This window comes from Pantoea sp. ARC270 (genome assembly GCF_003236725.1).
Taxonomy (GTDB): domain Bacteria; phylum Pseudomonadota; class Gammaproteobacteria; order Enterobacterales; family Enterobacteriaceae; genus Pantoea; species Pantoea anthophila.
Window position 1 is genome coordinate 1 of sequence record NZ_PUGA01000006.1, and the last position, 13,757, is coordinate 13,757.

Here is a 13,757-nt window from a genome sequence, read left to right on the forward strand (position 1 = left end):
AGCGCTGTCTATAAGACCAGATATGCCTGAAGTGTTTAACTACTTAGGCATATATTTAACGCAGGCGGGCAACTTTGATGCCGCCTATGAAGCGTTCGATTCTGTACTTGAGCTTGATCCAACTTACAACTATGCGCATTTAAACCGTGGTATCGCCCTCTATTACGGCGGTCGATACAAGTTAGCGCAAGATGATCTGCTGGCGTTTTATCAAGACGATCCTAACGATCCTTTCCGCAGTCTGTGGCTCTATCTGGCTGAACGCGAGATGGATGCCGATAAGGCAAAAGTCGCGCTTCAACAGCGTCATGACAAAGCGGTCAGAGACCAATGGGGATGGAATATTGTCGAGTTCTACCTTGGAGATATCAACGAGAAAACGTTGATGGAAAGTCTCAAGGCGGACGCAACGGATAACACCTCGCTCGCTGAACATCTCAGTGAAACCAACTTCTATTTAGGTAAGTACTACCTAAGTCTGGGGGAGAAGGACGACGCGAAAGCGTTGTTCAAACTGGCGGTGGCCAACAACGTCAATAACTTTGTTGAACACCGATACGCATTGTTGGAACTGGCGCAACTCGGCCAGGCACAAGACGATTTATCAGAATCTGACCAGCAATAGCTGACGAACTAAATTTGCCCGTAACACCTGTAAAGTCATCATCTTCAGGGATGAGGGCTTTTCTGTTCGTCAAAACTTCTAATTTGAGCCGGTTCACACTTTTTGATGAAAATGACTGAAAGTTTTCACGACGAGTTATGTAGACTGGCCGCCGCAATCTAAGAGGCACGTGTACTACATGACTGATATTCAAACCACTTTTGCTGACCTTGGCCTGAACGCCGACATCCTTGAATCACTGAATGGCATGGGCTACGTAAAGCCTTCCCCAATCCAGGCTGAGTGTATTCCTCACCTGCTGGCGGGCCGTGACGTGTTAGGTATGGCGCAGACCGGGAGTGGTAAAACTGCGGCGTTCTCTCTGCCGCTGTTAAACAACATTGACCCTTCTGTAAAAGCACCTCAGATCCTGGTGCTGGCACCGACCCGCGAACTGGCGGTTCAGGTTGCCGAAGCTGTCACCGAATTCTCTAAACACATGCGTGGCCTGAACGTAGTTGCCCTGTACGGCGGCCAGCGTTATGACGTGCAGCTGCGTGCACTGCGTCAGGGACCACAGGTTGTTGTGGGTACGCCTGGCCGTCTGCTGGACCACCTGAAACGCGGCACGTTAGACCTTTCTAACCTGCGCGGCCTGGTGCTGGACGAAGCAGACGAAATGCTGCGTATGGGCTTCATCGAAGACGTTGAAACCATCATGGCGCAGATCCCGGAAGGTCATCAGACCGCTCTGTTCTCTGCCACCATGCCAGAAGCGATTCGTCGCATCACGAAACGCTTCATGAAAGATCCACAGGAAGTGCGTATTCAGTCAAGCCTGACCACGCGTCCTGACATCAGCCAGAGCTACTGGACCGCTTACGGTCGTAAAACTGACGCACTGGTTCGCTTCCTGGAAGCGGAAGATTTTGATGCGGCGATTATCTTCGTACGTACCAAAAACGCGACCCTGGAAGTTGCAGAAGCGCTGGAGCGCAGTGGCTACAACAGCGCCGCGCTGAACGGTGACATGAACCAGGCACTGCGTGAGCAGACGCTGGAGCGCCTGAAAGATGGTCGTCTCGACATCCTGATTGCGACTGACGTTGCGGCCCGTGGCCTGGACGTTGAGCGTATCAGCCTGGTTGTTAACTACGACATCCCGATGGATGCAGAATCTTACGTTCACCGTATCGGCCGTACCGGTCGTGCCGGTCGTGCTGGCCGCGCGCTGCTGTTCGTTGAGAACCGCGAGCGTCGTCTGCTGCGCAACATCGAACGTACGATGAAGCTGACTATTCCGGAAGTTGAACTGCCAAACGCAGAGCTGCTGGGTCAGCGTCGTCTGGCGAAGTTTGCCGCGAAAGTTCAGCAGCAGCTGGAAAGCAGCGATCTGGATCAGTACCGTGCTCTGCTGACTAAAATGCAGCCAGAAGACGAACTGGATCTGGAAACGCTGGCCGCGGCACTGCTGAAGATGGCACAGGGCGAACGTCCTCTGATTCTGCCACCGGAAGCGCCACGTCCGCCACGTCGTGAATACCGCGATCGTGACGATCGTGATGGCCGTCGTGACAGCCGCGAAGCGCGTGGACCACGTGACAGCCGCGATGGCGACCGTCCACGTCGCGAACGTCGTGACGTTGGCGAGATGCAGCTCTACCGCATCGAAGTGGGTCGCGATGATGGTGTTGAAGTTCGTCACATCGTTGGCGCGATCGCTAACGAAGGCGACATCAGCAGCCGTTACATCGGTAACATCAAGCTGTTCGGTAACCACTCGACTATCGAGCTGCCGAAAGGCATGCCAGGCGATGTGCTGCAGCACTTCACCCGTACACGTATTCTGAACAAGCCGATGAATATGCAGTTACTGGGTGATGCTCAGCCAAACGAAGGTCGTGGTGACCGTCGTCCGGCCGGTGGCGATCGTCGTAATGGCCCAGGCGCTGGCAACCGTGAAGGTGGTCGTCGTTTCTCTTCTGAGCGCCGTGACGGTGGTCGTGAAGGCGGTCGCAGCTTTAACCGCGAAGGCGGCCGTGGTCCACGTCGTGAAGATGGCGCAGCCGCACCACGTCGTCGTGACGCATAACGACTTCATGTCGTAACAAAAAGGGAAGCCACTGGCTTCCCTTTTTTTATGCCGATCAGGCTCCGCCGCTGATGATGACGCGCTCGCCGCTGACCCAGGCGGACTCCTCCGAGGCCAGAAACAGCGCCACCTGTGCCACATCTTCCGGCAGACCAAAGCGCCCCAGCGGCGTGGCGGCCAGCAGTTGCGCTTTAAGCTGCGGGCTCATCCTCTTCGCCGCCAGCAATCCCTCTGTCAGAATCATTCCCGGTGCCAGGGCGTTAACCCGAATGTTTCTGGCACCCAGTTCGCGCGCCAGCCCCTGTGTCAGGGTATCCACCGCGCCCTTGGTCGCCGCCCAGAGCACGGAACCCGGCGTGCTGTTCTGGCTGCTCAGGGCGCTGAGGTTGATAAGGGTGCCGCCGTGGGCAGGAAAGTGATGAATCGCCTGCTGACAGACCAGCAGCGTGCCAAGCAGGTTAACGTTGATCTGCTGCTGCATCTCCTCCTGGGTCAGCGCCTCAAAAGCGCCGTGATGAAAGCGGCCCGCGTTATTCACCACAATATCTGGCGCGCCGAAACAGGCGACGGTGGTTGCAAACAGCCGCTCCACGTCCTGCTGTACAGAGATATCCGCCTGCACCGCCACCGCGTCACTGCCCAGGGCAAGAATGTCGCTGACCACGTCAGCCGCACCCACCTCGTCCTGTTGATAATTGACGATTACCCGTGCGCCCGCCGTCGCAAAGGCGATGGCGATAGCAGCACCAATGCCTTTTGATGCTCCCGTTACCAGCGCGATTTTATTCTGTAGTGCCTTCATTATCCTGATCTCCGCCGTAATGATTGCGTTGACAGACTATGCGCGCCGCTGACCCATCCGGGTAGCGCAATCCTGCAAGCTTTTTGCCCGATCCTGCAAAAGTGTCGCTGCGACACAGGCATGGCGCACCGGCTCAGGTAATATCGGCTGAGATGATGAAGGGAGATGACCTGGTGACAGAGAATGATACGTGGCAGGCGCTGGCCCGGTTGATTGCGCGGCATGCGCCGGAGGATGGACGGCACGCGAGTGCCATTGACTACCTGTTCTTTGGTCGCAGCTCCGCACCAACGAAGCCCGTGCACTTTGCCCAATGGGCCAGTTTCGCGCTGGTCGCACAGGGCAGCAAGGCGCTGCACATCGGTGATGAGGTGCTGCATTATGGCCCGGGCGATCTGCTGCTGGTGACGCTGGATATGCCGGTGCGCGCCTGCGTCACGGTCGCCACGCCGGAAAAACCTAACCTGGGGATTGGCATCGCCATCAATGAATCCCGGCTGATGCGCTACCTCGACCAGTTTCCCCCGACGCTGTCACCCGCCACGGCCCGCAACGAACGCGGCATTACCGTGCATAAGATGTCGCCGTGGCTGGTGGAGGCGGTAACGCGGCTGGTGCGGCTGCTTGACCATCCTGAGGATATCCCGGCGCTCGCCCCGCTGATCGAGCAGGAGATTTTCTACCGGCTGCTGACCGGACCGGAAGGATCGCGCATTCTGAATATGGCGCTGGCTGAGCGGCCGGGTAACCGGGTGGCGCAGGCGGCCCGCTGGCTGCGGGAGAATTTTCATCAGCCGCTGAAGATTGACCAGCTCGCCAGCAGCGTCGGCATGAGCATCTCTTCGCTGCATCATCACTTCAAAGCGGTCACGGCAATGACGCCGATGCAGTATCAGAAACAGCTGCGGCTGAATGAGGCGCGACGGCTGATGATGGTGGAAAAGCTGGATGCCGGGACGGCAGGCTATCGGGTAGGGTATCAGAGTGCGTCACAGTTCAGCCGGGAGTATCGCCGCCTTTACGGGCAATCCCCGGCCAGGGACAGTCGTCAGTTGGCGGTGAGCGCGGAAACTGCGCCCCCACCGCAGAACTGACTACAGGCTTTTGGCGGCCTCCATCGCAATGGCGAAGGAGCGCAGGCGCGCCGCGGAGTCAAAAATCTGGCCGTTGACCATGATCTCATCCGCCTGGGTTTCACGCATCAGTGACGCCAGCCCGTGACGCACCTTATCCCCATCGCCGACCAGCGACATGCTGAGCGCCTGCTGAACCCCATACTGCTCTGACGGTGACCAGAGGTTATCCATGTTCTCAACCGGCGCCGGTAACGGGCCCGGTTTGCCGCGGCGCAGGTTAATAAACTGCTGCTGCTGCGAGGTAAACAGGAAGCGTGCCTCACGCTCGCTGTCAGCGGCGACCACGTTGATGCAGACCATGGCATACGGCTTGTCGAGTCGCGCCGAGGGCTGGAAGTTTTCGCGGTAGACGTGCAGCGCCTGGAACAGCTGATCCGGCGCAAAATGTGAGGCGAAGGCAAATGGCAGACCCATCCGGGCTGACAGTTGTGCACTGTAGAGGCTGGAGCCGAGCAGCCAGACCGGGATCTTCAGGCCGAGGCCCGGCACCGGTTGTACCGGCGGCTGTGCATCCGTTTCCGCATCAAACCAGTTAATCAGTTCAGCCACATCTTCAGGAAAGGTGTCGGCGTGCATGCTGGCCTGATGACGACGCAGCGCCATCATCGTGCGCTGGTCAGAGCCGGGTGCACGACCCAGGCCGAGATCGATACGGCCGGGATAGAGAGAAGCCAGTGTGCCAAACTGCTCGGCAATCACCAGCGGCGCATGGTTAGGCAGCATGATGCCGCCCGATCCCAGCTGCAGCGTCTCGGTATTGGCCGCCAGATAGCCGATCAGCACCGACGTCGCAGCACTGGCAATCCCCGTCATGTTGTGATGTTCAGCCAGCCAGTAGCGTTGGTAGCCCAGTTTTTCAGCCTGACGCGCCAGCGCCAGCGAATTGTGGAACGCATCCCGCGCGGTCGCACCCTGAGGGATCGGCGCGAGATCCAGCACGGACAGGCGAAGAGGTTTTTTATCAGACATGACTACTCCCGTTGTATGGCGCAGGCATTAAAGTCTGCATCATTTAGTATTACGCATCATTCCTTATATTAAAACTGCTAACCTCAGCAGGAATATAGCCGGTATGTGCTTTTACTCAGGATGCCAGCGTCATACCCGCCAGTTTGCGCCAGTAACCATTGCAATCGCAGCCTTTCGCAACCATTAACGGAGCCTGACCATTCTCATTGGCCCGGAAACGATCTATCTCTGCCAGCGTGGTGGTGTCCTGCGGAGAGAGCCGGACGCAGTCGACCCACTCCCGCATCCCTGCCAGATCGTTCCCCAGGTTGTAACAGTAGCCGCTCATGGTCTGAATGCCGTTGAGCACGAACACCGGCTGCCCCTCCTGCGAGCTGACGCGGCGGCCTGTCGGATAGTTGATGCAGCAGGTTTCGCAATCGTCCTTCGCGCGGTTTTCCGAGCGGGCGGTAAAGCAGCGCGCCGAGAGCGCCAGCGGCAGATGACCGTAGCCCATTACCTCCACCTCAAACTGCTGCCGGATACCGCGCGTTTCGCACTGTCCCAGCAGCTGCAGCAGCCAGTCGCGTGACATCTCAACCGGCATACACCAGCGCGTCATTCCCTCCCTGACCAGCAGTTGCAGGGTGTCAGCGTTGTAGACGTTCAGCGTCGGGCCTGCCACAAAGGGCAGGTGGCGCTCAGCGGCCATGTTAACCGTGCCGATATCATTCGCTTCAATCAGGAACTCGCCGTTTTCGACATAACGCTGCAGCTCTTTCAGTTCAGAGGGGGACTGCAGCAGCGCCAGGGTGCTCAGCACGACCTGTTTGCCGCTGGCCGCGACGTCACGGGCCATCTCCATCCAGCGGCCATAAGGCGTCGCGCGGCGTTTACTGCACACCGCTTCGCCGAGGTAAATAATCTCCGCGCTACTGCGGGCAGCCTGCTGATAAAACTCCTCCAGCGTGGGGGTTGGCCAGTACCAGAGCACCGGCCCGACGGCATATTGCATCATGACTCCTTATTGCCATTCACGATGATAAGCACCCAGCGTGGTTTGCGTGCCTTCAGAGAGATCGCCCAGCGTCTGCATCCACCGGGGTGCCACCTCAAACTGTTCCGGCTGGGCCTGACAGCGGTCGATCGCCTGACGCCAGACGCGCGCGACGTCAGCAACATAGGCGGGACTGCGCTGGCGACCCTCAATCTTGACCGAGGCGACCCCGGCCCGCAGCAGCTCCGGCAGCAGCTCCAGCGTGTTCAGGCTGGTGGGCTCTTCCAGCACGTGATAACGCTGGCCGCTGACCTCATACCGTCCTTTGCACAGTGTCGGGTACCCCGCGCTTTCATCCGCCGCGTAGCGATCGATCAGTACTTCGTTCAGGCGGGATTCCATACCCTGCGGCGTCTGCTGCCAGCGCACAAATTTCGCCGGAGAACAGGCACCGGCGCTGTTAGGCGACTCACCGGTCAGCCACGAGGAGAGGTAGCAGCGGCCTTCCGCCATAATGCACAGGCTGCCAAACGCGAACACCTCCAGCGGCACCGGCGTGCTGCGCGCCAGCTGCTTTACCTGATGCAGAGAGAGCACCCGCGGCAGCACCACACGCTGCAGGTTAAAGTGGCGATGATAAAAGCGAATCGCCTCCAGGTTGGTAGCTGACGCCTGCACGGAGAGATGGCGCTCCACCTGGGGGTAGTGCGTCGCCGCATACTCCAGGGTGGCGATATCGGCGAGGATCAGCGCGTCGGCCCCGTTCTGCGCCGCCACATCAATGGCCCGCTGCCAGCGTCCCATGCCGTCCGGATGGGCGAAGGTATTGATTGCCACATGCAGTTTGCGGCGATGCTGATGCAGATAGCGAGCCGCTTCGGCCAGCTTTTTGTCGGTGAAGTTCAGGCCCGCGAAGTGGCGGGCGTTGGTATCATCTTTCAGCCCCACATAGACCGCATCCGCGCCATTCTCGACGGCGGTGCGCACTGCGGGCAGGTTGCCTGCCGGGCAGAGCAGTTCCATAGGTGTTCCTCTCAACATGCAGATGGGCGTCGAGTCTAGGCATCTGCGCCGGGAGACGTATTGATTTGGGGCAGTGAATTTTCCGTTCCTCCCTGCCGGCGCGGCTTTTTTTCCCTCCCGGGAGCGCGATTTTTATTGATCCCGGATGAGGTGTGTCGAAACGGATATGGCAATATACGTAAAATTTTCTGAAGGGAGGGACAAAAGTGTTAAAGCGGATTCATGCCCATTTTGTAAAAAAGGCTCCGGAAATCTTAGGTTTACCCGCAGCGCTTACCCCATTCCCGGTCAAGAAGCGGCTTCTGCAACAACTCTTAAACTGGCAATTTCGTCATGCTTTAGCTGAAGGTGAGTTAGACTTTCTGGAAGGTCGCCTGCTGGGTATCGGGATTGCCGATCTCAATCTGCAATGGATTACCACGCTGCAGGACGGCCGGCTGGTGGTATTGCAACAGTCCGAAGCGGATGTCTGGTTTCGGGGCAATGCCAATGATTTGTTGCTGGTGGCAGCACGTAAAGCAGATCCCGACATGCTCTTCTTTCAACGCCGTCTGGTGATTGAAGGGGACACTGAACTGGGACTTGAGGTGAAGAACGTAATGGATGCTATTGAACCCGAGGCTATGCCCACCGCGTTACGCACGGCAATTCAGCAGATGGCGGCCTTTGTCGACGCCGGGATGAAACAGGACGCGAAGGCCGGACAGGCACGCGCAGGTGCCCTATGTTGATCCGTAGCGAAATTGGCGTGGATGCCGCAGGCATCGACACGCTGCTCAGACGCTGTTTCACGTCGCCCGCCGAGGCGGAACTGACGCAGTCGCTGCGCGAAGATGGCCTGTTAACCTTAGGCGTGGTCGCCACTGACGATGAGGGACAGGTGCTGGGTTATGCTGCATTTAGTCCGGTCAGCGTTAAAGGTGAAGATCGTGGCTGGGTGGCGCTGGCCCCGCTGGCGGTGGATGAGACGCTACGCGGGCAGGGCATTGCCAGCAAACTGATTTATGAAGGACTGGATACCCTCAACGAGTTCGGTTACAGCGCGGTGGTCGTGCTGGGCGATCCGGCATTCTTCAGCCGCTTTGGCTTTGAACCGGCAGCCCGCGTCGGCCTGCACAGCCGCTGGCCGGACAGCGAGGCGACGTTCCAGGTCTATCGCCTGGCAGAGACGGCGTTTGAGGGCGCAGACGGGGAGATCGACTTCGCCGAGCCCTTTAATCGCCTGCTGTAATACCCAGCCAGCTCTCCAGGCTGACCGGCTGACCCGCCACTAACTGTAGTTTCTGCTGACGGGTCAGCTGCTTGACCTGATACTCCAGTCTGGAGGCGCTGGCACGGTCACCTGCATCACAGTGAAACACCAGCGCCAGTGGACCTTTGCCGCGCAACGCGCGGGCGCCGCGTCCGGTCTGGTGCTGATCAAACCGGCGCATCACATCCGTGGTGATGCCGGTGTACAGGCTCCCTTTCGCCGTACGGACGATGTAGAGTTGCCACTGCTGACTCATTCGCAATCATTTCCCAAAAAAAAGGTGCCGGGCAGTGTAGCGCGCTTCACGCTCCGGTGCATCGCCAGGAGTTTACCTTGTCCGATCACGCCCATCTGGTTCGCTATCTCCGAAAGCAACATGTGCTTTCTCTCTGCTCTGCCGCCGACGACCAACTCTGGTGCGCCAACTGCTACTACGTCTTCGATGAAGCGCGCATGGTGTTCTGGATTATGACCGAGCCCGACACCCGTCACGGGGCGTTGATGCTGAAGAATCCGCTGGTCGCGGGCACCGTCAATGGCCAGCCCAGAAGCGTGCTGCTGATAAAAGGGGTGCAGTATCGTGGCCGGATTGTGCGGCTGGAGGAGGAAACGGAGAAAGTCGCCAGAGACGCCTATCAGAAACGGTTTCCGGTGTCGCGCAAAGTCTCAGCACCGCTGTGGGAGATTCAGCTTGATGAGGTGAAGATGACCGACAATGCGCTGGGATTTGGTAAGAAGATCAGCTGGCTGCGGGAAAGCTGAAACGCCCTTTTCAGCGAAAAGGGCGCAACGGATTTACAGCGCTTCGAGGATACGCAGAGATTCGCGATTGAAGGCAGGTAAATCGGCCGGGGTGCGGCTGGTCACCAGCTTATCGCCGTCAACCACCACTTCCTTATCATGGAAGTCGGCACCGGCGTTGATCAGGTCGATGGCAACGGCTTTTACGGTGGTCATCTTGCGACCACGCACGCCGTTGGCGCTGATCAGCAGCTGGGGTCCGTGGCAGATAGCAAAGATAGGCTTGCCGCTGGCAACGAACTCTTTGGTGAAAGCGACAAAGCGGTCATCGCCACGCAGCGAATCCGGCGAGTGACCGCCTGGCAGCAGCAGCGCATCAAACTCAGCCGGGCTGACGTCGTCAATGCTGCGATCGATGGTCACTTCGGCTTCGCCTTTTTTGCCTTTTACGACATTTCCGGCCTGGTTCTCAATGGTCACTACCTCAAACCCGGCGCGTTTGTAGACCTCAGCAGGTGACGTAAATTCTGAGTCTTCAAATTCATCGGTAATCAAAACCGCAACTTTCTTGCTCATTTTGTTTCCTCCTTAAAGCAGTGGAGCGCGAGGCGCGCTTTCCGGATCAGGATTTAAGCCTGGCCGCTATGGGCGAGAACGCAAGCCAGACCGTTAAGATCAGCTATCTTTTAAGCTGTCAGCAGTGAAATAAGGATGAATCTGAGATGAATCGCGTATTACTGACCGGAGCCACCGGCTTAGTCGGGTCGCATCTGCTGCGCTTACTGATTGAGGATCCGCGCGTCGATGAGATCATCGCGCCAACCCGTCGTCCGCTGCCTGTCCTGCGTAAGGTCGTCAACCTGGTGGAGGCCGACCTGACCGATGTACTCGGGCCGTTGCACTCTTCGCTGGATACGGTGTTCTGCTGTCTGGGCACCACGCGCCGGCAGGCGGGCAGCAAAGCGGCGTTTATTCACGTCGATTACACCCTGGTGGTGGACAGCGGATTGAGCGGACTGCGGCTGGGGGCAAAACAGATGCTGGTGGTGAGTGCCCACGGTGCCAGCCGTCACTCACCTTTCCTGTACAGTCGCGTGAAAGGCGAAATGGAAAACGCATTGCGCCATCAGGGCTGGCCGCACCTGACGCTGGTACGGCCTTCGTTACTGCTGGGCGATCGGGCGCAGAAGCGTCCGGGGGAACGCCTGATGGCCCCGCTCTTTTCTCTGCTGCCGGGTCACTGGCGGGCGGTGAGCGCACGTGACGTGGCCCGCTGTCTGCATCAGCAGGCGTTCACCCCGGCGGGCGAAAGCGTCACTATCATTGAGTCGGGCGACATCCCGCGTCACTCAGCGTAGCTGCCAGAGGATCTGATTGCGGCTGCCGCGCCAGGGCAGCGAGGCATCCTTCTCCTCTTCGACAAAACGGCCATCTATCAGCACGTCGAGATAGATCAGCACGGCGCGCTGCGCGGCATTCAGCTCCTGCATCCGGTAACCGGTCCAGAGCCAGATATCTTTACCGGGACAGCTCTGGCGCACCCGCTTCACCAGACGGCGAATGTGCGGCACGTTGTGCGGATGCAGCGGATCGCCGCCGCTCAGCGACAATCCCTGACGCGGAATGCGCGTGTCCTGCAAATCCGCCAGCAGCTTTTCCTCCATCGCCAGCGTAAAAGGCACGCCGGAGTCGGTTCGCCAGGTACTCTGGTTGTAGCAGCCGCGACACTGATGTTCACAACCGGCGACAAACAGCGTGCAGCGGGTGCCGGGGCCATTAACGATATCCACATCGTAGTAGCGATGGATATGCATCATCCCAGCGGTCCTTCTGCCAGATGTTTCACCCGGCGCTGCACTTCCTGCTGTTTTCCGGCGTTAAAGGGCCGCGCATCCGGGCTGCCGAGATAACCGCAGACCCGCCGGGTGACGGAGACGCGCGCCGGATCGTGGTTGCCGCACTGCGGACAGGTAAAGCCGCGGCTGGTACAGGTAAACTCACCGTTGAAGCCGCAGTCGTAGCACTCATCAATCGGGGTGTTGGTGCCGTAGTAGGGCACGCGGTCGTAGCTGTAGTCCCAGACATCCTCCAGCGCCCTGAGGTTGTGCTGCACGTTCGGGTATTCGCCGTAACAGATGAATCCGCCATTCGCCAGCGGTGGATAGGGGGCTTCGAAGTCGATTTTATCGTAGGGATTCACCTTCTTCTCAACGTCGAGATGGAAGCTGTTAGTGTAGTAGCCCTTGTCCGTCACACCCGCCACCAGACCAAACTGCGCCGCGTCCAGACGGCAGAAGCGGTCACAGAGATTCTCGCTCGGCGTGCTGTAGAGGCTGAAGCCGTAATGGGTTTCCGCTTTCCAGCGATCGGTGGCAGCGCGCAGATAGGCGATGATCTCCACCCCTTTAGCGCGCAGCGCCGCGTCATCATAGGGGTGCTTCTGGCCGCCGCTGAGGGCATTCAGGGTTTCATGCAGGCCGATATAGCCCAGCGACAGGGAGGCGCGGCCATTGCGGAAAATCGGCCCCACCTCATCATCGGCGTTGAGCCGGACACCGCAGGCCCCTTCCATGTAGAGGATGGGGGCCACGCGCGCTTTGGTTTTCTCCAGCCGCGCCACCCGCGTCATCAGCGCCCGCTTCGCCAGCAGCAGACGCGCATCCAGCAGTTGCCAGAAGCGCGCTTCATCGCCGCCCGCTTCCAGCGCGATGCGCGGCAGATTGAGGCTGATCACCCCGATGTTGTTGCGGCCCTCATGGATCTGTTCGCCGTTCTCTTCGTAGACGCCAAGAAAACTGCGGCAGCCCATCGGGGTTTTAAACGAGCCGGTGACTTTCACCACCTGATCGTAGTTGAGGATGTCGGGATACATCCGCTTGCTGGCACACTCCAGCGCCAGCTGTTTGATGTCATAGTTAACGTCGCCTGCACGCCGGTTAACGCCTTCGCGAATGGTGAACACCAGTTTGGGAAAGACGGCGGTTTTACGGTTTTTACCGAGTCCGGCCAGGCGGTTGAGCAGAATCGACTGCTGGATCAGGCGGGCTGCCCAGTCCGTTCCCAGACCAAAACCAAAGGTGACAAACGGAGTCTGTCCGTTGGCGGTGTGCAGGGTATTCACCTCATACTCCAGCGACTGAAAGGCGTCATAGCACTCTTTGTCGGTGCGCTGGCGCGCATACGCTTCTGCCTGCGGGATCTGCCACTGTTCCGCGATCGCCAGATGCCGGGCATAGCTCTGCTTAACAAACGGCGCCAGCACCTCATCAATGCGATTGATGGTGGTGCCGCCGTAAATGTGGCTGGCGACCTGCGCGATGATCTGGGCCGTCACGGCGGTGGCGGTGGCGATCGATTTGGGCGGCTCGATCTCGGCATTGCCCATTTTGAAACCGTTGGTCAGCATGCCTTTGAGATCGATCAGCATGCAGTTGAACATCGGAAAGAAGGGGGAGTAGTCGAGATCGTGGTAGTGGATCTCGCCGCGCTCGTGCGCCAGCACCACATCGCGTGGCAGGATCTGCTGCTGCGCATAGTGCTTCGCCACGATCCCGGCCAGCAGGTCGCGCTGCGTCGGGATCACTTTGCTGTCTTTGTTGGCATTCTCATTCAGCAGCGCGGCGTTGGTCTGATCGACCAGCCCGCGAATGGCGTGATGCAACTGGCTCTGCCGATCGCGGGCCACATCGCGATCGTGACGGTATTCAATATAGGCGCGAGCCAGTTGCGGCCAGGGGCCCGCCATCAGCGTCTCTTCGACTGCGCACTGAATCTCACCGATCTCCACTTCCGGACGATTGGCCAGCTGCGCCGCGACGCGCTCAGCGACCTGCGCGCACCAGGCGCTGTCATCGACCTTTACGGCCCGTGCCGCCGCCAACACCGCATGCTCAATACGCTGCGCATCGAAGCCTGTCCGGCACCCATCACGTTTGATTACCACCGTCGCCATTTTTCTCTCCATGAACCACATATTGGGGTTCTGAGGATTCTATTCCCTACATGTAGTGATTTCCGGAAATTAATGCGCGCGGTTTTGACCTGAAACAAAGAAGGCTCTACATAGTGGATCGTGCTGGCGGGTATAAAAAGAGAGGGCAGGTTACCGTCTGGTGCGGGGGAGCGGCGGGGAGCGCGGATGCGCCGGACCCGCCGCCGTGAC

At 58.9% G+C, this 13,757-nt stretch carries 16 protein-coding genes; 8 read left to right on the forward strand and 8 right to left on the reverse strand.

The features are described from left to right. From nlpI to CKF42_RS04485, 3 genes are all read left to right on the forward strand, one after another. Positions 1–625: lipoprotein NlpI (gene nlpI, locus CKF42_RS04475; RefSeq protein ID WP_111207624.1), on the forward strand; the 625-nt coding region annotated here is incomplete at its 5' end. A gap of 105 nt (positions 626–730) precedes the next feature. Next, the gene (yrbN, locus tag CKF42_RS21480) at positions 731–787 is read left to right on the forward strand and encodes a protein YrbN (protein ID WP_098053093.1); all 57 of its coding nucleotides are present in this window, start codon (positions 731–733) and stop codon (positions 785–787) included. 16 nt (positions 788–803) lie between these two features. Further along, positions 804–2,696, forward strand: a complete 1,893-nt coding sequence (locus CKF42_RS04485) for a DEAD/DEAH family ATP-dependent RNA helicase (protein WP_009092402.1) — start codon at positions 804–806, stop codon at positions 2,694–2,696. A 55-nt stretch (positions 2,697–2,751) separates the two neighbouring features. Here the strand turns inward: CKF42_RS04485 and CKF42_RS04490 are convergent, their stop codons facing one another. Continuing rightward, positions 2,752–3,498 (reverse strand): SDR family NAD(P)-dependent oxidoreductase, encoded by a 747-nt coding sequence (locus tag CKF42_RS04490; protein WP_111207625.1) that lies wholly within the window; start codon positions 3,496–3,498, stop codon positions 2,752–2,754. A gap of 173 nt (positions 3,499–3,671) precedes the next feature. On the opposite strand from CKF42_RS04490, the gene CKF42_RS04495 reads away from it, so the two are divergent. Beyond that, positions 3,672–4,592, forward strand: coding sequence for an AraC family transcriptional regulator (locus CKF42_RS04495; RefSeq protein WP_185155355.1), 921 nt, complete (start codon positions 3,672–3,674; stop codon positions 4,590–4,592). On the opposite strand, the gene CKF42_RS04500 is transcribed toward CKF42_RS04495, so the two are convergent. The 3 genes from CKF42_RS04500 to CKF42_RS04510 form a co-directional block, all read right to left on the reverse strand. Beyond that, positions 4,593–5,603 (reverse strand): luciferase-like monooxygenase, encoded by a 1,011-nt coding sequence (locus CKF42_RS04500; RefSeq protein WP_111207627.1) that lies wholly within the window; start codon positions 5,601–5,603, stop codon positions 4,593–4,595. A gap of 115 nt (positions 5,604–5,718) precedes the next feature. Beyond that, the gene (locus tag CKF42_RS04505; protein WP_111207628.1) at positions 5,719–6,597 is read right to left on the reverse strand and encodes a U32 family peptidase; all 879 of its coding nucleotides are present in this window, start codon (positions 6,595–6,597) and stop codon (positions 5,719–5,721) included. Between the two features lie 9 nt (positions 6,598–6,606). Beyond that, the gene (locus CKF42_RS04510; RefSeq protein WP_058957627.1) at positions 6,607–7,602 is read right to left on the reverse strand and encodes a peptidase U32 family protein; all 996 of its coding nucleotides are present in this window, start codon (positions 7,600–7,602) and stop codon (positions 6,607–6,609) included. A gap of 206 nt (positions 7,603–7,808) precedes the next feature. On the opposite strand from CKF42_RS04510, the gene CKF42_RS04515 reads away from it, so the two are divergent. Together CKF42_RS04515 and CKF42_RS04520 are read left to right on the forward strand one after the other, a co-directional pair. Then, positions 7,809–8,333, forward strand: a complete 525-nt coding sequence (locus tag CKF42_RS04515) for an SCP2 domain-containing protein (RefSeq protein ID WP_009092395.1) — start codon at positions 7,809–7,811, stop codon at positions 8,331–8,333. After that, entirely contained in the window at positions 8,327–8,833 is a 507-nt protein-coding gene (locus CKF42_RS04520) for a GNAT family N-acetyltransferase (protein ID WP_009092394.1), read from the forward strand. Before CKF42_RS04515 ends, CKF42_RS04520 begins: the two co-directional genes overlap by 7 nt. Here CKF42_RS04520 and CKF42_RS04525 read toward each other — a convergent pair. Beyond that, positions 8,817–9,110, reverse strand: coding sequence for a GIY-YIG nuclease family protein (locus CKF42_RS04525; RefSeq protein ID WP_009092393.1), 294 nt, complete (start codon positions 9,108–9,110; stop codon positions 8,817–8,819). The genes CKF42_RS04520 and CKF42_RS04525 overlap by 17 nt on opposite strands. A gap of 77 nt (positions 9,111–9,187) precedes the next feature. Here CKF42_RS04525 and CKF42_RS04530 point away from each other — a divergent pair, with 77 nt between their 5' ends. Next, on the forward strand, positions 9,188–9,616 hold the full coding sequence (locus tag CKF42_RS04530; RefSeq protein ID WP_111207629.1) for a YhbP family protein: 429 nt from the start codon (positions 9,188–9,190) through the stop codon (positions 9,614–9,616). Between the two features lie 33 nt (positions 9,617–9,649). Here CKF42_RS04530 and CKF42_RS04535 read toward each other — a convergent pair whose 3' ends face one another. After that, the gene (locus CKF42_RS04535) at positions 9,650–10,171 is read right to left on the reverse strand and encodes a type 1 glutamine amidotransferase domain-containing protein (protein ID WP_009092391.1); all 522 of its coding nucleotides are present in this window, start codon (positions 10,169–10,171) and stop codon (positions 9,650–9,652) included. A gap of 146 nt (positions 10,172–10,317) precedes the next feature. Here CKF42_RS04535 and CKF42_RS04540 point away from each other — a divergent pair, with 146 nt between their 5' ends. Further along, positions 10,318–10,953: an NAD(P)H-binding protein gene (locus tag CKF42_RS04540; protein ID WP_111207630.1), complete on the forward strand. Its 636-nt coding sequence runs from the start codon at positions 10,318–10,320 to the stop codon at positions 10,951–10,953. Here CKF42_RS04540 and nrdG read toward each other — a convergent pair. Both nrdG and nrdD read right to left on the reverse strand, forming a co-directional pair. Continuing rightward, positions 10,945–11,412, reverse strand: a complete 468-nt coding sequence (gene nrdG / locus CKF42_RS04545) for an anaerobic ribonucleoside-triphosphate reductase-activating protein (RefSeq protein ID WP_111207631.1) — start codon at positions 11,410–11,412, stop codon at positions 10,945–10,947. The genes CKF42_RS04540 and nrdG overlap by 9 nt on opposite strands. Continuing rightward, on the reverse strand, positions 11,409–13,547 hold the full coding sequence (gene nrdD, locus CKF42_RS04550) for an anaerobic ribonucleoside-triphosphate reductase (RefSeq protein WP_111207632.1): 2,139 nt from the start codon (positions 13,545–13,547) through the stop codon (positions 11,409–11,411). The genes nrdG and nrdD overlap by 4 nt, the downstream gene beginning before the upstream one ends. Positions 13,548–13,757 lie beyond the last annotated feature (210 nt).